Raw genomic sequence first — 16658 nt, 5'->3', positions numbered from 1 at the left:
ATTAATGGGCCTCCAATTCGCGACGAATAGAAGCGATGCCTGTTTCAAACTGATTTAATGAGTAAATTGATCTTGGGTGGTTCCCGTATTTTGCTTTAATTTCGACATCGTCGGCGCTTTTTGGATGGAACACTTTTGAACCGTCTTTGTATACCAGTTTGATTATACGTTTGTCACCTTTCAAAACATCCTGGAGAATAAAGTATTCATGTCCTTTATAGATTGCTTTGCCTTTGATGATATTTTCGGTAATTGATACAGCTGGTTGAATTTCAACGTGCCGATCTACCGCAATAACAATCTGGGAGGCAATATCAGGCGTTTCTGAAAACCACATTTTTTTGGCAGCATCAAACTTGCCGCCAAGCCGTTTAATAATTTTTCGAAACTCAAACGTTGGACCTATCAACCAAAATCGGTTGTCGTTTTCTTCTACTGATAGAAGTGCTGATGACATAATAACCCCCATTACTGGAAAACTCTGTAACCCGAGGCACAGATTGTTTTGACTTGCGGTTATTAGAACATTAAAACTTGAAAGAGTCAAACTATATTGTAAGGGTACTTAGAACTTTTATTCGGCTATCGCTGAGTCGCTTTCATCCCCAACCTGAAGCGTTTAGCGCTACCGCATGGTAAATTCCAGACAACTCTCCGAAGAGCCGTTTTAGATTTCTGGTTCACTGTGGAGAGATTCTAGTTTTTCAAGCCCAGCTAGGTAATTTAATAACAATTTTCTAGTACGCATTAGATCTTCTTCTTTCTCAATTATTTGCTCACGAAAGATTCTGATAGCGCAGTTCGCGTTATGTTTTGCTGTAGCAATGATCACATCCTTATCTGTTGAAAAAGTGTTGTCGTACATCATTACTCCGTCATGCGTAACATTTGGCCAACCTAGTTTTTCGCACTGTTTTTCGATAATCGTGCATTCATTATAGGTATAAACTGTTATAGATGGCTGATTGAACTCATCATCTGAGATAATAACTTGTCGCAGAGTTTCGAGATCGGCCTCCATTTCTTGTTGATACCGATTAAGTTCGTTGTTGCTACCGGAATACCTTTTAATTATTGAACCATTTTGATCAATAACAATAATGTCGTTAATATAACCGGAGCCTATGCAGATACCTTTTTTGGTTACATGTACGTTATGACCAATTTTGTAGTGTTCTTTTAGCGCTTTCCATCCCATGATTACCACCCTTCTGGGTACACGCCACCTGAAATCCACAACTCAAGCACTCCCCAACCATTTGGATCTCCGCAATAGTAATAGGCACCGTATTTTTCAACAAAGTAAACTGGTTGGCCAAAGACGTTTCCTATTTTTACGCCGTCGCTAATTACGAACTCATCTAGATCACTTGAAGATTCACTAACGTTTCCAATTTTAATTAATTCCTCAGGAGAAATATTTTTAAAGTTATTGGAATCTTCGAAACAGATACCATTAATATGGGTACGTTTGTCAGCCCAATACTCAGAGGAAAGAGTTTTTGCGTGTGTCAATACTGCATTGCAAAATTCTTGCTTAATATCCTTTCTGTAGAAGTAGTGATCGTTATTGGCCAGTGCAAACATTTCATCAAAAATTTCTTTATTTTGATTGTAAACTATTGAAGCAAGCTGCTCGCTTCTTAAGCCAATATAAGCTAAAGAAGGTATTTCCTTGTCGATTAACTTCATACCGCCTGAGGGATACATCATAATTAAATCCGGGACTTTCTTGGTGGAATTCGAGTCTTCAATACTTGTCTCGTCAACTTCAACCAAAAAAACTCGACAAACTTCTTCGATACGTTCTCCGCTCGGCAAGGTTATCTGTAAAAATCCATGATCATTTGCAATAGATTCGGTTGTGTACGTTAGCACTGTATTAATCGATTTATGTAGATTCATGTAAAAAACCCTAATAATTTGTCTTGGGTCTTATGGTATATGACTTAAGATCTAAAATACGATAGTGAAAACATCGATTTTCGCGTAGCCTATTGTATGGAAATTTTGATTGTTGGATTGTTCGGCAGGCAGTAAGACAAGTTTTGAGACAAAAAACCAGTAACTAAGTCAAGCCCATTTTTGTGGCTATTTGCCAAATGAGGTTGGAATGATGAACGATAGGCTTTATCATTGAAGTTGATCAAATGGTTGGAATTTGACTTTCGGATATTTATAGCTTGGTTGGATGGGGGCTTGATCGTCTTGTTACGACCCACTCTAGACATTGAAGATGAAATTCAACAGCCTGCTTTTGTTTTCATAGCGGCCATCGCCTTTACATGTGTAAAAAATGTTGCACAATAGGTAAACCTGTAGGATGCGGTTCGTGCCTCACAACATATCCTACGGCACTTTTAATTATTTCGAGCGACGCGATGAACACGGTGAAATATTTTCTATTACTAAAGCTGGATACAATGCCGTCTTCACAACTCCTAATTTTAAATAGACCTTTAATAGTAACCAAGCCTAACGCTACGCGGCTGAACTTTGCGTTAGCCGCCATAGTCTCGCATATCACACTCTCGTGTCAGATCACATGAAACGCCCGACCTTCTTTATATCGTCAACGATCCATGACTTCCGAGATCTTCGTTCCGCAATTAAGTTTTATCTTGAGGAGCAAGGTTGCAAAGTGCTGGCGTCCGAGTTCAACGACTTCGAAAAGCCGCTAGACAAACATTCGTATGACGCATGCTTAAAGGCCATCCACACCGCCGACTATTTCGTTCTCCTGATTGGTGCAAGAGTGGGCGGCTGGTATGATGAGCCGAATCGCATATCCATTACACAACGAGAATATAGAGAAGCGTACGAACAGCATCTTCTCGGCAAACTTAAGATTCTCAGCTTCGTAAGATCTGAAGTCTGGCAGATGAAGGAAGATCGGCGTGAACTCGCCAAGTTTCTTGAGCCGATTGGTTTGAGTGAAACAACACGCAAGTCGATTGAGAATCACCCTAGCAAGTTTGCTACGGATGCAGAGTTTCTCATCAACTTTCTCAACGAAGTTGGGCGCAATCGAGAGACGAAGCTCGCGGTACAAGGTCAGACCCCGTCACCCACTGGAAACTGGCTTCACACGGTTTCGGTCTTTCGGGATGTAGTTGACGTCCTTCAAGGGCAGGTCTTCTTCTCAATACCTGTTGAGGACATGGCGGCTCGACGCCTGCTCCGACGAGAGTTGCGTGAATTCGTCGGTCAATGCCTTGTCAAGTTTGAAAGCAAAGGCAATGTCTACTCACCTCGGTTTGTAATAGAGAGATTTCACGAGGAATGTCCAATCTATCTGGAAGAGAAAAGAGATGTGTTCATTTCCGTTTCCACGAAACGCTGGGATGCTATCTCAATGCTTGCTATGCACCTCTTAGCCCGGCAGCTTCATCCAGTCGTTTTACCGCAAGTCTTATCACGGCCAACTTTCCTTGAATTCGAACTTTCGAGCAACTCGTACAAGGAGACGCCCGTCTACGACGCTCTACTACGCCTTCAAGACGAGATTCGACGGTTCAACTTTTCGAATACATCTGAGAACTTGTCTGTACTCTTTGAACATTCATCACGCGCACAACCGCACCATGGTACAAGTATTAAAATTGAGACCGTTCGGCTTGTTGGGCTGCTTCACCTGCTTGACAGGTGGTCGAACGTTCTTGACCTCTCTACAAGCATACTCAAACACCTAGAAGGAGCACCATTTGTCGCCCCAGACTTGCGACCTGACACACCTGTCCAGGGAATGCAGAAAATGCTGGAAGACGAAAGACTCACCGATCAAGATATCAGTTCATTCGTAGCCGGAGAAAAATGACGGCAAACCCATCCATCAACACAGACGTCGGTTATGTCAAACGTTATATTTATGGAAAGTGTCATGCTAGGAAAATGTAAATTATGCAAGGAAACAAAAGAATTAAAGGATAGTCATGTCATTCCAAAATTGATTTACCGTTATATGCGTAAGCATCAAGATACGACAAATAACTTGAATGGATTATTAACACTTGACAGTAAAAAGAAACAAATTGATGTAACTCAAAGACAATGGCAGGATAAATTGTTTTGTGAGGATTGCGAGCTACTACTTTCAAAAAACGAAACAAAATTTGCTAGAATCCTCCATGATATTAATCTTATGAAAAAAGAGGAGCTTGCAAAGGAATATTATTCAACAGACGATGCTCAACTATTTGAAGAGTTCAAGCGAGTCGCTATTTTTGCGAAAGCTTGTTTAGGGGCATCCCAGCCCCAACAAGCGGCAAAAACTACGCGACCATTTAATGCCTCCGGCGGCCCCGATTCGCCCTCGTCGCCTGCTCTTGCGCCTAAACGGCTTAAGAGCTAGGCTCCAAATGGCTTGACGGCGTTTCGCGATGCCTTGCAGGTTTTCTTCGCTTCGCTGCGATAACCCGCCCGGCGCTACGCCTATCGGGGACTAAAAATCTTCACTTCGCTTGCGCTCCGTTTCCACGATTTTCAGCGAAGGAGGGCAAAACCTGATGTTAGTTTTTCTGAATATAAACAGATAAAAGACCTAGGATATTTTAATAATGAAAAAGCGGAGACTTTAAAGTACTTTTCTGCTTCGTATGTACTTCGGCAACTCTACCTCCTTGAGAATCTCCTTTCCCAAGAAGAGGTTAGCATGCTTGAACACTATCTTTTAGGAAGGTGCAAAGGTGATTTCAACCTCATAGTAAACCTAAATTATGGACAAGAATTTAAGGCGTTTTGCTCATCACTGCCTATAGATAAACTTGATGACTTTAAACATTACAACTTTATCGTTCCAGAAATGTGGTTTCATCTAATTTTTGATAAAAACAATAAGCTTGGTCCTTGCAAAGTGATGATTCAACCTGATGATTTCCTAAAAAACAAAGTGATTTTTCAACTTTTATCTACACCATACATAGGTGCATCAACAACTAAAAAAGCAAAAAAAGCTCTTGAAAAATAGATATAACAAAGCATGGCAGCGGACAAGTCGCTGAATGCATCGTTCAGTATTCAAAATAATTACCGCGCCATCTGGCAGTCGGGTCTGGGTATGTGGATGCGCAGTACCGTCGGTCTCTGAATAACCGCTTTATGACCTAAACCTGCCATATACCTATGCTTTCTGATCGGCAGGGGTTGGCCGATAACAAGCATTGTTTATCCAACCAATTTTTGCACATAACAAGCTATTACGCCCAGCAACAATCCGACCATGTTTTGCACAAAACGGCGCAATCATGAAAACATGAGTCATTTTGATTTCCAACCCTAGAATGCAATTGCCATTTAAAGATACATCAATAGCTTAACTTTCGATTTTGTTAATCCCCCTGATCTTTATTAATGGGATGAGGATTTAATGTCGGCGGAAGGAGCTGTGTTATAAGGTGGTTTCTGATATCTTGGGCTCGAAAGGGCTTTATCGACTACAGCCGCAAAGTTACGTGTAATTTCATTTAATGTTTCAGCGCCATTATCTGAAAAAATATCAAGAAGGGCTTGCGTGCGATTAGTTATAGTAGACACTTTTTTCATTATTTTGATCTCTCGTAACGAATCATTAAACTTAGTAAAGCCAAAAAAGGCTGCAACGAATCGGAAAGTTGCTGCATTCGATCGTTATCTTTTACAGCATCTTGATTATCGGTTTCGATATTTACGATCCCAATTGGAGTATTCTTATCTCCAGGTATGATCAATGATACAAAACTTTTGAAGGGTTGTGTTGAAAAATATTCCGCAATTTCAAGTTTTATATTTTTGGGGACATCTTTAGGATATTTTAGCGCATTAACTGATACAAATACTTCTTTTCGACGCATGAAAGCCTCAGGTGCGCCAGGTAAATATTTCCGTAAGCCTTCGCTACCTATTTTTTCTACTGGCAAAAGAAAGTCCTGTGATTGATTGCGATTCATGTGGTCTTTAATTTCGAGATAAAACTCATAACGACTTTCGTCACCAAATGACCACAAGATTCTGTTCCGATGAGAATTAGTTAATTCATGTGGATGTATTGCAAGCATCCAGTTAGCATTAACATGCGATTTATTTTTAAGGTAATATTTTGAAGTTGTTGTTATTTGGATAAGAATTTGTTCTACAACATATTCAAGTTTGAATTTACCGGCTAGACATCGATCTGAAGCAAGTATACAGGCCGCCAACCCGAAAGTTGACTCACTAATGATGTTTTTTAATTCCACTAACTCCTGATCATCATTTTCACGACGATTTTTTTCTATTAACTCATTAAGATTATATTGGTAGCGCTGGTAGCCAAAAATCCAAAATTCAAGGACCGGGGAAAACCCTCTTTGAGGCCAAAATATTGGCTCACGTTTTTGCGCAGCTTTTGCACCAAACATGACAATGATTGTCATTAGAATCAGACCTGCAAGAGAGGCAGTTACGAACGATATTGCATAGTATCCGCCAACTGCCGATCTAGATATTTGTTCATCGTCCATTAGTTCCTTCCAAGAGCCTAAAAAACCAATCATACCTATGCCGATAGCCCACTTTAATGAAATTACGCGAGGGTCATTTTTTAGCTCAACTGGTTTTTTTGAACCTTGCCAGCCGGATGTTGAGAAGATAAAACCGAGTAAAACACCGATTACAATTGCTACGCATTCCATTAGGTTTGTTGGCCATCTAAATGAATAAAACATTAGTTGATCCCATGATTTTGTGTTTAAAATGCTATATTTCTGAGCCTATATGCTGATTACTTTATCATTATAACTTGAAAAGGTCAAACAATATTATTAATCAGAGACCAACGGAATTTAACATTACTTTTAAATCTATCTATTTCCATCAAAAGACACACCAGCCCTTGTCAGGTAGTCGCTTGCTAGCCGCTTAATGTACCCAGGATCAACTTCTAAATGTTCGATTAAGTCGTCATTAGGATTAATTACGCCTTCTATTTGTCCACGCTTAATACCCAGTATATCTGCGATGATAGGGTCGCTCCCATTCTCAGAAATCAAATAATGGGCCATTACTGTGTTTTCCTGCCCATCCCTAGCCGCCCGACCTATACACTGATCATGTACTGCTGGTGAATAATCAAGTTCACCTTTTACAACAGTCCAACACACCGATTGCAGACCGTCGAGTCCAGCACCCGATCGAAGCGATACGATCATTAACTGACTTTCACCATATATGAATGCGTTTTTTGCGGCATCCTTCTGTTTTGCCGATTCCGTGCCTGTATACATTACTGGTTTAAAATCGTATAAACGTTCTAGCCATATATTGTAAACTTCCCGATGCCATCCAAATAGTATGACTTTTTCGCCAGATTCCAACAGCATTCTGACGAATTCTGCAACGTATGGGGCCTTTGCAATACCTGTCGCTTGCCTCATCATTATATTGAATTCTTGGGCAGCATGAAAAGCTGCCCCGACTGATTGCTGCTGATTTGCTAATATGATTTTTGCAAGCTCAACTGCCGCGCCTTTGATGCTATCTAGTTTGCTGCTATCACAATCGACATACTGCGGTATTTTAATAATGGGTGGCAGCTCGCGGCCAACTTCTTTACGCGTGCGCCGAATCATCAGTCCTTCCCTTCTCAGATATTCTCCGAATGCTCTTGGATCTTTGATGGATTCCCCGTCTCCGCACCATTCACGTAAGAATTCTGGTCTAGTCCCTAGCGCCCTAGGTCTTATGCAATCAATCACATTAAAAAACTCATGGCCTTGATTGTATATAGGTGTTGCCGACAATCCCATTACTAAATTGGCTTTACCTGCTATATGTTTTGCAGCGGCATATTTATTTGATTCATGTCTGCGCAGTTCTTGCGCTTCATCAAATATCACTAGTGGTACCAGTCCTGATAAAACATCAGACCATCCATGAAGCTTATGGTAATTGCAAATAATTACATCGGGCAATTTGTCGTCACAGCCTTTTTTTCTTGTTTTCACAATCAAGTCGTAAGTTTTCCCTGTTTTTAAAGCGTGAGTTTTTAATAAGGGTGCAAAACGGTTTATTTCGTTCTCCCATTGCGATACCAGGTGAGACATAGTTACAACTAGCGCAGGAAGATTATTTGCTATTGCCAAAAGACAGATGCCGGTTACAGTCTTTCCCAACCCAAGATCATCAGCAACCAGCACGCCCTTTTTAATAATGGCAAGCGTTGCAGCTATTTTTTGATAATCTCTCGCAGGGAAAGCCAACTCGAAATCATTAGGTGGATTTCGAAAATTCAATAAAGCGGCAACTTGGTTTTCTTGTTCTACATGAAATTCGGACCGCTTCGTCATGTAGTCCATTCGGTCTACCTTCATTGGATATCTGTCTAAGAACCACAATAAATCACGGCAATTTTCTTCGTTATCAGAAAGGCTGGATAAATCTCCAGCACGCTGATCGATCTCTGGAAAAAGACGCTTCAGCTTCGTTCTTACATGCGGTTCGCAAACAATATTCCAGTGGCCATTGTTGTAAGTTATTTCACCCAAGCTCAAAGTAGGCTCCCTATTAATCTAATGGAGAGTATTTCTTTTTCGTGTAGTCGTTTTGGAATTCTAAGTATCCAGAATGGTGTTCCAATCACTAAAACAGCCCTAATGTCGTCGTGACTCGCATACCGGGCGACCTGTCTTATTGCTGTCGATAAACTACCTTTAATTTTTATTTCTACAGCAATTCCATCAATAATGAAATCTGGTCGATCACGCTTGGAAATTGACTTTTCGCGCACATACTCAATATTGCTTATCTGCAAGACATTTTCAATGCCTGTTTGCAGTTCGTTTTCACAGGAAAATCTGAATTTGTAATTTAGCAATATTGTTTCTATTTGGTTTATACGTTGCGTAACGGATTCGTTGCCAATCATTTTTATAAATCCAAGGAGGGATGAATACCCGCCAGTGAGTTTCGGACTTGATTTTTTCCATTGCAATGCCACAGAGAGAAATATGGGGGAAAGCATGAGCGCCTGCGCCTTTTAGACGATAGGCAATTGCTATTGTAGTATGCCTTTTGCATTGCAACTACCCACACATCAGATTGGATTTTCATGCAAGATCAGCTTAACGGCGCTTAAAATACAGCCATATACCACCAATCCCAAGGATGGCTATTACCAACGTTACCGACAAGGGGAGAGTGTGAAAAAATTTAAAAATCACGCCATATATCAATCCATGTATGAGACCAGAAACAATCATCTTTTGTATATGTTCTAAGTTTAATACATGGGAGCTGTTTGTTAATATTTCCGATAAAAAACTGTAAGCGGCAAGGGTAAATGACACGATATTTCCTAATTTAAAAATAAAGGATTATTAAAATATTTAGTGTAAAAGCCTAGCTCGAAAGGTGCCGATAAAAAGCCTAATTCGATTTTTTAAGAAAAACCACTAGTTATTTTTTGTTAAGTCGCCGATTTCGGAATAGAGATTACCTAAAGTTGTTAATCCGCAAACCAATCCTTGTGTGCCAGTTTTTTTTCAAACAACTCTTTAAGAGCAGATCTAGTTTCTCTTAGTGCTTGTAATGCGTTTCTGCTCTTCGTAGTGAGCAGATACTGATTGAGCCACAGCATTCTCACAAAAATCAAGATTCCTAAAAAATTGACCATTTGAAAACATTTCCCAATTGCCTATTTCATTTCTCTCTAAAGTTTTTTCTGGATCACCCACTAACATGCTAATTTAGGTTTTTTCTAGCTAATACCCGTTTTCCATCACCTGGACACGGGTATTGTTTTCTAGGGCATCGTACAGACTTTTCAAGTACTCTAGGGTAATCTCTCTAGGGTGCTCAATAGTAGTATAATCCCATGAATATACCCATTCGTTTTTTGCGCTTAATGACTGTATATCTGCATTACAGAAATTTTTTACATAGCCACGACACAATGGATCATCCATCCAACGTCCATTTTTCCAGACTTTATTATGGAGTACATCAATGCTTGATAGTCCGCGCGGACTACAATAGTTTTTTAAAAATTCTATAAAACTATCGTGATTTTTTCCGATAAGTCTACAATTATCTCTCTCTGGATAATTGTGCTTATGGTTTTATCTACCAAGTTGAAGTCCATGTATTCAAAGTGGTGTACATGGTCAATTACGAGCTTCATGGTCTTATCCTTAATTAATCCCGGAAAACGCCGGGGCGGGGTAATTAATCGCCATCCTTGGCGGTGGAGTTATGCAATGCCGTTAAATTCTTCGGCCTGACGCTCCACGCCTTCTACGTACTCAATAACGGCGGACATCATTGATACGCCAGATGCGCGGTTAATGATTTTTTGCTCAATTGCCCAGCGGCAAGAGTTTGTATTTATCGGCCATTCATAGCCTTCTTCTGTTATTTGAGCTTCGCGGTTGCGCGCGGTTAACGCAAGATTGAAAATCTGCTGAATCGAAGGTTTTGTCGAAATCTACTAAGGCTTGGTTTTGTTCGGCCAATGCTTTCATTTCGTTCTCCTGGTTGTTTGTTAATTTGGGTTAATCGCCATCCTTGGCGATAAATAATAATTCTACGATTTCTTCATATTCAAAAAAGCTTTTTTCAACGCGTACAAAATCCGGCGTGGATAATGTTTCTGGTTGATAATTTTCGCCCCAATCGTAATTTAATCTTGCTCGCCACTTTATACGCGCCTTTCGGTAGGCCTTGCAGGTTTCCAAGTAAACCCGCCCGGCTCCTGGGCGCTATCCAGGACTAGAAACCTTCACTCCGCTAACGCTCTGCTTCCACGGTTTCCAGCGGAGGATTGAACATAAATTGACCTACTATTTGTGATTTCGATGATTTACTCATCATTTTTTATTTGTTGGTCAAAAGGATATTCTACGTAGAGCCTTCCACCAATCATCTTCCCAGAAATCTTTTTTCCGACACGTTTAATCGGTAAGCAGTCGGCGTTTTCGTCTTCAGTGGGTGTATCAAGAAAATTTCCATACGAATCAATGAAGGCAACTTTTCCTGAGTGGGTTCCAAAACCATTTATACCGGGGTGAGTCCATTCACCCCATTGCTTAAAGAAAAAAGGTGTATTTGTCTCTTCACACTGCTTAAGAACTGAATACGCCCAATCAGGATGCATCGGCCTAGCATTTGAAATACCGGATTCTCCTCCACATACAATCCAATCCAAACTAGGATATGTAGTAATCTTGTTACCGCATTCCATACATACTTCAGCTCCAGGTGATGCACCAAAAATCCAGTTTTCATCTTGCTTGAAACCACATTTGCATTTTATCGTTCTATCTCCCATGTACGGAACAATATCAATTTCTCCAAGCAACGGTTCTGCGCTTACCCATCTAATCGCCGAAGCGGTGTCCAGTAGTATCGGTATGCGTTTATCTGCGGCCTCTTGGTTCTCTACTTGTAGCTGCTTGCAATCGAAAACGCGCAAACCAGCAATCAGCGCAATTTTCGACCGGAATTATCTGCAACTGACGGCGGCTCAAACCGACATTATTTGCAACTGAACTTGCAATCGATTACGCAAACTTGCAATCATCCGCCGCAAACCAGGATTATTTGCAACTGACACCAGTTCCAGAAACTCAACACCAAGGAAACAATATGGACGTTGATTCGTTGACGAGATAGTTGGACGATCAAGACCAGATTCGGCGTGAAGCGCATCTTGGCAAGACAAACTTCCAGAAAACGGAGGTTTTCTGGAAGCCTTGCTTGATCCCTGGATATGACTTAACACGCCCAACGGGTGCTCTATGCCGTACTGATCGAGGCTGGCGTTTCAGTTGCAAATAATCCTGGTTTGCGGCGGATGATTGCAGGTTGATGTGATTGATTGCAGGTTCGGTTGCAAATAATGTCGGTTTGAACACCCTTCAGTTGCATTTAATTCCGGTCGAAAAATGCGCTGATTGCAGGTTTGCGGGTTTTCGATTGCAGGTTGTTACACCTATCCCAACGACTGGTTTAAGCATAAAGGCCAAGCCATACGATCCGACCAGAAGGAGGCGCACTGGTTTGATGTTTCTCAGTGGGTCTATCTTGCATGAGGAGCCGTGTACGGACCCGTACGCACGGTTCTGTGGGCAGACGGAGGCTTCGGCCTCCTCTGACCCGATCTGCAAGGCATCGCGAAACGCCGTCAAGCCATTTGGAGCCTAGCTCTTAAGCCGTTTAGGCGCAAGAGCAGGCGACGAGGGCGAATCGGGGCCGCCGGAGGCATTAAATGGTCGCGTAGTTTTTGCCGCTTGTTGGGGCTGGGATGCCCCTAAACAAGCTTTCGCAAAAATAGCGACTCGCTTGTAAACATTATTCAATTAAATAGCAAAATAGAGTTTATTTTTCGGGAAAATTGTATGACGCTCAATGATTTGTTGCCAATATTAGAAGAACATGAGAGAGAAAATCAGAGGTAATCGTATTGAAAGGAAGATTCAAATTAGCGGTAACATAATTCAAGGACAACATGCACTGGTTCGATAGAAAAAATTAATCAACAATGATAATGCCGATTATTTCGATTGCAGAGCAAAAAAATACAAATATATTGTTTGACATTTTCAAGTAATAATGTTTAAATGTGCCCATACCTAAACAAAAATTAATCAAACGGGTGGGTGCTTTTGAAGGTGTCAACAGTTATGAGTGTAATCGGCCTGACGGATGATCTTTATATTAACTATAGGGTCGAATTTCCACGAGATACAAAAAATGCCCTCACCCAAAAAAGACTAGCTGAAAACGGTGATGATTTATACGAAATATTCTCCCGCCTATGTAAATCAGGCGTTGTTTCAAGTTACCACGGCATTGTGTATCCGGTTGCCAACGTGATTATGGTTGGCGAATTTCAGATTGTTAATAATAAACTAGAAAAACTTTTGAGCGATGGCATGTTATCTGTTCTTGCAACTGATGCAGAAAATGATGATGTTATAGATTCATTTTCTCGTGACAGGATTGAAATTATCACAAAAACAGGCTGGGGTAATGGGAGTGGCAGGAAAAGGCTTGATGTTTTGCATAGTCCACGGGGAAATTCGTTTTTAGATATTTAGCTTTTGGTCTTAACAAGAATACAGGTAATAAACTATGCAAAACGAAAAAACCATTTTAAACGAAGAATGGAATCCCCTTGAAAACTTCATGACACCCGCTATTTTAAATGTACCTATATTCTGTGGCGAGCCGCGAATTATTCATGTAAGCAAATCGCATGACTTATTTGGTGAAGATGTATTAGACGAGTTTTTGCCAGAAGTCTTCGCCGTAATCGCTGATACACCTCAGCATCAGTTTCTAATTAAAACAATATTTCCTGAAAGAATGAGAGCTGTACTTCGAGACGATGTTTTTTTTGAAGCAGTTTTATCCCAAGCTAAATCAGCTTATGGCCTTGATCTTTGTTTTAAAGACTGGCCACTGAAAAACGTATGGATTGGTGTTGAAATTAATGACCAAAAAACTGCTCAGGAACGTATTCCTCTATTAATGCAAACACCGGCCGCTATTCGATGGGTATCTGTTCAGCCATTATTAGGTCCCCTAGATTTAAGAAGGATAGACGGTGGATATCCATGGATAGGTGGTAATCGTGGTGATGGAGGAAAATTTAATGGAATAATTGATTGGGTGGTCGTTTCAGGCGAACACGGAGAGGACGCTAAACCAATGCACCCCGATTGGGCCTTTTCGTTGCGTGACCAGTGCGAAGAGGCCGTAATACCTCTTAACTTCGAAAGTTGGGGTGAATGGTGTTCTGCAGGTGGAGATGGATTTGGTACACATCCAGGTCAATTTGCATGGATAAATTCTCAAGGTGAATTTTTAGATTCACCACCTCAAGACGAAGATGCGGATTGCATTACTGTAAAACGTGTTGGAAAAGATGTGACTGGCCGGATACTTGGCGGACGGGTTTACAATGAATACCCAGTAAGCATAGTCAGTAAATGAGCAATATTGATCCGATCATTGAGCAATTAAACTCAATACAATCATGCCCATATTGCGGATGTTAAGAATTTTTCAAGAAAGGGACTTATTCAGGATATTACGAGTGGAAGTACAGGTTTGATGGTAAACCAACTGATAATTCAGGAATTCACAACCATGCAGATTATAAAGAAAACAAGACAGCATTTTGCTCAAATTGCAAAAAATCGCTAGGAACAAAATTACTAGTGCGTGAGTAACCTCAAAATATCAAATTATAATGGCAAGTAAAATAGAATGGACCACAGAAGTTTGGAATTGCATAACCGGGTGCAGTAAAATTTCCACGGGATGCAAGTTTTGTTATTGCGAACGCGAGTGGCCAAGGCTGGCAGCTAATCCTGTAACGTCTTATTACGGACGTAAATTCACAGATGTTCAGTGTCACGAGGATAGATTATCGATTCCTTTAAAATGGAAGCGTCCGAGAATGATTTTTGTAAACTCTATGTCGGATTTGTTTCATGAGTCAGTTCCGGATTCTTTCATAGAAAAAATATTTGTTGTTATGGCACAGGCAAAGCAGCATACCTTCCAAATACTCACAAAGCGTCCAGAGAGGATGCGAGAATGGGTTAACAGATCAGCACAAGCAAATAACTCATTCCCATTACCTAATGTTTGGCTTGGTGTATCAGTAGATGTAACAACCTGCAATCGAAAACCCGCAAACCTGCAATCAGCGCATTTTTCGACCGGAATTAAATGCAACTGAAGGGTGTTCAAACCGACATTATTTGCAACCGAACCTGCAATCAATCACATCAACCTGCAATCATCCGCCGCAAACCAGGATTATTTGCAACTGAAACGCCAGCCTCGATCAGTACGGCATAGAGCACCCGTTGGGCGTGTTAAGTCATATCCAGGGATCAAGCAAGGCTTCCAGAAAACCTCCGTTTTCTGGAAGTTTGTCTTGCCAAGATGCGCTTCACGCCGAATCTGGTCTTGATCGTCCAACTATCTCGTCAACGAATCAACGTCCATATTGTTTCCTTGGTGTTGAGTTTCTGGAACTGGTGTCAGTTGCAAATAATCCTGGTTTGCGGCGGATGATTGCAAGTTTGCGTAATCGATTGCAAGTTCAGTTGCAAATAATGTCGGTTTGAGCCGCCGTCAGTTGCAGATAATTCCGGTCGAAAATTGCGCTGATTGCTGGTTTGCGCGTTTTCGATTGCAAGCAGCTACAGATAGGCTCTCGAAACCGCTACCGTCTTACTAAGCGCCCATCTTTTCCGGTTGGAATAGACGGTTCTGGCCGCTAAATTCCTTGATACCCCTCTTTTAACCAGCGTCCGATAAAGATTCTTCTTCCTCTTCTGCTGATCAACCAACCTAGCCCTCAGTCGCCGCCGGATATGCGCTTCTATCTTGTGCAATTGCGCAGGATAGTTGCTTAGACTGAAATAATTCGACCAGCCAATGTACCATTGGTTTATTGTCTTGAGGGCGGTTTCTATATCCATATGGGTGCCGCGCGGCGTAAGGGCTTTGACTTTATCCATCGCGTTTTGCAGGGCTTTACGGGCGATGGCTATCGTTCCATTCACCACCGTAAAGCCCAAAAACTTTACCCCTTCTGATCTCGCCACTTGGCTTTTCTCCCGGTTCACCTTGAGCTTGAGTTTACCTTCTATGAATTGGCTGACTGTTTCCATGACCCGTTCCGCCGCTTTCTGCGATTTAACGAATATGTTGCAATCATCCGCAAACCTACAAAATTCCAGTCCGCGCTTTTCCAATTCCTTATCCAGTTCATCCAGTACAATATTACTGAGCAGCGGACTTAACGGCCCACCCTGCATCGTACCTTCTTCGCTTCGCATAACCACACCGTCAATCATCACGCCACTTCGCAGCATCAGACCTACCAGGCGCAGTACGCGTTTATCAATGAGCCGTTGCCCCATTCGTGCTATTAGCCTGTCATGATGGATTCGATCAAAGAACTTCGATAAATCTATATCCACCACATACGGCTTGCCACTGTTGACTATGTTTTGCGCCGCCTGCACCGCATCATGTGGGCTTCGTCCAGGACGAAATCCATAACTATGCGGCGAAAAATACGGATCAAACAACGGTTCCAACAGCAGTTTTACCGCAGTTTGCACCACACGATCACGTACCGTTGGTATACCCAGCAGTCTACCCCCCTGACCTCCCGGCTTTGGAATTTCCACTCTGCGTACAGGCGATGGTTTGTAAGTCCAGTTCAGCAACTCCTGCTGCAACTGCCTTAGCTCTTCTTCCAGTCGGAATTCAAAGTCTTGAATGCTCACGCCGTCTATGCCGGGTTTGCCTTTGTTTTCCTTTACTTGCTCAAACCCTATCCGCAGATAGGATGCGTAACAGAGGTCTTCGAAGAGTCTTTCTTCCTCAATTAGTTGGCTCATGTCGTTCATTTCACGCGTATTTGCAGAGGGTTTTCAGCAATCTTGCACGTTGGATTCGTTCACCGTTTACGTGGTGAATAGTCCATCGCTCCTATTTGGCTGATCTCGACCCTCCAGTCTCTAATTAACGGCCATGACCGCTTACATGTTCCACCCTTCATCTCCAACATCCTGTCACTGGTTCAATGTTTTACCCTCTGGCATGTCACCATGTCATCATCGGCACCAAACTTTACGACTACTACGGCTTCGTCTGCAAACCCTCGGCTCATCACG

At 41.7% G+C, this 16658-nt stretch carries 19 protein-coding genes; 7 read left to right on the top strand and 12 right to left on the bottom strand.

The window, feature by feature from the left end:
- Position 1: 1 nt before the first annotated feature.
- The 3 genes from ABH008_RS23350 to ABH008_RS23340 all read right to left on the bottom strand — a co-directional run bounded on the left by ABH008_RS23350 (position 2) and on the right by ABH008_RS23340 (position 1905).
- On the bottom strand, positions 2 to 457 hold the full coding sequence (locus ABH008_RS23350) for a hypothetical protein (RefSeq protein WP_347990054.1): 456 nt from the start codon (positions 455 to 457) through the stop codon (positions 2 to 4).
- Positions 458 to 667: 210 nt separating this feature from the next.
- Positions 668 to 1198: a hypothetical protein gene (locus ABH008_RS23345; protein ID WP_347990053.1), complete on the bottom strand. Its 531-nt coding sequence runs from the start codon at positions 1196 to 1198 to the stop codon at positions 668 to 670.
- A 2-nt stretch (positions 1199 to 1200) separates the two neighbouring features.
- Positions 1201 to 1905 carry a hypothetical protein gene (locus ABH008_RS23340; protein ID WP_347990052.1) on the bottom strand — a complete coding sequence of 235 codons (705 nt, stop codon included), beginning with the start codon at positions 1903 to 1905 and terminating at the stop codon, positions 1201 to 1203.
- Positions 1906 to 2545: 640 nt separating this feature from the next.
- Between ABH008_RS23340 and ABH008_RS23335 the strand changes: the two genes are divergently transcribed.
- The 3 genes from ABH008_RS23335 to ABH008_RS23325 all read left to right on the top strand — a co-directional run bounded on the left by ABH008_RS23335 (position 2546) and on the right by ABH008_RS23325 (position 4966).
- Entirely contained in the window at positions 2546 to 3817 is a 1272-nt protein-coding gene (locus ABH008_RS23335; protein WP_347990051.1) for a DUF4062 domain-containing protein, read from the top strand.
- Between the two features lie 33 nt (positions 3818 to 3850).
- Positions 3851 to 4351 (top strand): hypothetical protein, encoded by a 501-nt coding sequence (locus ABH008_RS23330; protein ID WP_347990050.1) that lies wholly within the window; start codon positions 3851 to 3853, stop codon positions 4349 to 4351.
- A 300-nt stretch (positions 4352 to 4651) separates the two neighbouring features.
- A complete protein-coding gene (locus ABH008_RS23325) occupies positions 4652 to 4966 on the top strand; it encodes a hypothetical protein (RefSeq protein WP_347990049.1) in 315 nt (104 codons plus the stop codon).
- 153 nt (positions 4967 to 5119) lie between these two features.
- On the opposite strand, the gene ABH008_RS23320 is transcribed toward ABH008_RS23325, so the two are convergent.
- The 8 genes from ABH008_RS23320 to ABH008_RS23285 form a co-directional block, all read right to left on the bottom strand.
- Entirely contained in the window at positions 5120 to 5260 is a 141-nt protein-coding gene (locus tag ABH008_RS23320; RefSeq protein WP_347990048.1) for a hypothetical protein, read from the bottom strand.
- An 86-nt stretch (positions 5261 to 5346) separates the two neighbouring features.
- The gene (locus tag ABH008_RS23315; RefSeq protein WP_347990047.1) at positions 5347 to 5541 is read right to left on the bottom strand and encodes a hypothetical protein; all 195 of its coding nucleotides are present in this window, start codon (positions 5539 to 5541) and stop codon (positions 5347 to 5349) included.
- Positions 5541 to 6680 carry a hypothetical protein gene (locus ABH008_RS23310; RefSeq protein WP_347990046.1) on the bottom strand — a complete coding sequence of 380 codons (1140 nt, stop codon included), beginning with the start codon at positions 6678 to 6680 and terminating at the stop codon, positions 5541 to 5543. The genes ABH008_RS23315 and ABH008_RS23310 overlap by 1 nt, the downstream gene beginning before the upstream one ends.
- A 135-nt stretch (positions 6681 to 6815) precedes the next feature.
- Positions 6816 to 8504: a DEAD/DEAH box helicase gene (locus ABH008_RS23305; RefSeq protein WP_347990045.1), complete on the bottom strand. Its 1689-nt coding sequence runs from the start codon at positions 8502 to 8504 to the stop codon at positions 6816 to 6818.
- Positions 8501 to 8974, bottom strand: a complete 474-nt coding sequence (locus tag ABH008_RS23300) for a hypothetical protein (protein ID WP_347990044.1) — start codon at positions 8972 to 8974, stop codon at positions 8501 to 8503. The genes ABH008_RS23305 and ABH008_RS23300 overlap by 4 nt, the downstream gene beginning before the upstream one ends.
- Positions 8975 to 10502: 1528 nt before the next feature.
- On the bottom strand, positions 10503 to 10685 hold the full coding sequence (locus tag ABH008_RS23295; RefSeq protein WP_347990043.1) for a hypothetical protein: 183 nt from the start codon (positions 10683 to 10685) through the stop codon (positions 10503 to 10505).
- A 125-nt stretch (positions 10686 to 10810) separates the two neighbouring features.
- Positions 10811 to 11422: a DUF5131 family protein gene (locus tag ABH008_RS23290; protein WP_347990042.1), complete on the bottom strand. Its 612-nt coding sequence runs from the start codon at positions 11420 to 11422 to the stop codon at positions 10811 to 10813.
- Positions 11423 to 11473: 51 nt separating this feature from the next.
- Entirely contained in the window at positions 11474 to 11731 is a 258-nt protein-coding gene (locus tag ABH008_RS23285) for a hypothetical protein (protein ID WP_347990038.1), read from the bottom strand.
- A 901-nt stretch (positions 11732 to 12632) separates the two neighbouring features.
- Here ABH008_RS23285 and ABH008_RS23280 point away from each other — a divergent pair.
- The 4 genes from ABH008_RS23280 to ABH008_RS23265 all read left to right on the top strand — a co-directional run bounded on the left by ABH008_RS23280 (position 12633) and on the right by ABH008_RS23265 (position 15095).
- Entirely contained in the window at positions 12633 to 13049 is a 417-nt protein-coding gene (locus ABH008_RS23280; RefSeq protein WP_347990041.1) for a hypothetical protein, read from the top strand.
- Positions 13050 to 13083: 34 nt separating this feature from the next.
- Positions 13084 to 13947, top strand: a complete 864-nt coding sequence (locus tag ABH008_RS23275) for a DUF5131 family protein (RefSeq protein WP_347990040.1) — start codon at positions 13084 to 13086, stop codon at positions 13945 to 13947.
- A 259-nt stretch (positions 13948 to 14206) separates the two neighbouring features.
- The gene (locus ABH008_RS23270; protein ID WP_347990039.1) at positions 14207 to 14701 is read left to right on the top strand and encodes a DUF5131 family protein; all 495 of its coding nucleotides are present in this window, start codon (positions 14207 to 14209) and stop codon (positions 14699 to 14701) included.
- A gap of 136 nt (positions 14702 to 14837) precedes the next feature.
- Complete coding sequence (locus ABH008_RS23265) at positions 14838 to 15095, top strand: hypothetical protein (protein ID WP_347990038.1); 258 nt, start codon at positions 14838 to 14840, stop codon at positions 15093 to 15095.
- Positions 15096 to 15170: 75 nt separating this feature from the next.
- On the opposite strand, the gene ltrA is transcribed toward ABH008_RS23265, so the two are convergent.
- Positions 15171 to 16382, bottom strand: coding sequence for a group II intron reverse transcriptase/maturase (gene ltrA, locus ABH008_RS23260; protein WP_347990037.1), 1212 nt, complete (start codon positions 16380 to 16382; stop codon positions 15171 to 15173).
- Positions 16383 to 16658 lie beyond the last annotated feature (276 nt).

The organism is Methylomonas sp. AM2-LC, assembly GCF_039904985.1.
GTDB lineage: Bacteria > Pseudomonadota > Gammaproteobacteria > Methylococcales > Methylomonadaceae > Methylomonas.
The sequence above is the reverse complement of the archived record's forward strand: the minus strand, read 5'-3'. Positions and strand labels throughout refer to the sequence as shown.

Coding starts and splice junctions, on each gene's coding strand:
- ABH008_RS23350 (WP_347990054.1), bottom strand. CDS start 457: ATGTCATCAGCACTTCTATCAGTAGAAGAAAACGACAACCGATTTTGG.
- ABH008_RS23345 (WP_347990053.1), bottom strand. CDS start 1,198: ATGGGATGGAAAGCGCTAAAAGAACACTACAAAATTGGTCATAACGTA.
- ABH008_RS23340 (WP_347990052.1), bottom strand. CDS start 1,905: ATGAATCTACATAAATCGATTAATACAGTGCTAACGTACACAACCGAA.
- ABH008_RS23335 (WP_347990051.1), top strand. CDS start 2,546: ATGAAACGCCCGACCTTCTTTATATCGTCAACGATCCATGACTTCCGA.
- ABH008_RS23330 (WP_347990050.1), top strand. CDS start 3,851: ATGTCAAACGTTATATTTATGGAAAGTGTCATGCTAGGAAAATGTAAA.
- ABH008_RS23325 (WP_347990049.1), top strand. CDS start 4,652: ATGCTTGAACACTATCTTTTAGGAAGGTGCAAAGGTGATTTCAACCTC.
- ABH008_RS23320 (WP_347990048.1), bottom strand. CDS start 5,260: ATGACTCATGTTTTCATGATTGCGCCGTTTTGTGCAAAACATGGTCGG.
- ABH008_RS23315 (WP_347990047.1), bottom strand. CDS start 5,541: ATGAAAAAAGTGTCTACTATAACTAATCGCACGCAAGCCCTTCTTGAT.
- ABH008_RS23310 (WP_347990046.1), bottom strand. CDS start 6,680: ATGTTTTATTCATTTAGATGGCCAACAAACCTAATGGAATGCGTAGCA.
- ABH008_RS23300 (WP_347990044.1), bottom strand. CDS start 8,974: ATGCTTTCCCCCATATTTCTCTCTGTGGCATTGCAATGGAAAAAATCA.
- ABH008_RS23280 (WP_347990041.1), top strand. CDS start 12,633: ATGAGTGTAATCGGCCTGACGGATGATCTTTATATTAACTATAGGGTC.
- ABH008_RS23275 (WP_347990040.1), top strand. CDS start 13,084: ATGCAAAACGAAAAAACCATTTTAAACGAAGAATGGAATCCCCTTGAA.
- ABH008_RS23270 (WP_347990039.1), top strand. CDS start 14,207: ATGGCAAGTAAAATAGAATGGACCACAGAAGTTTGGAATTGCATAACC.
- ltrA (WP_347990037.1), bottom strand. CDS start 16,382: ATGAGCCAACTAATTGAGGAAGAAAGACTCTTCGAAGACCTCTGTTAC.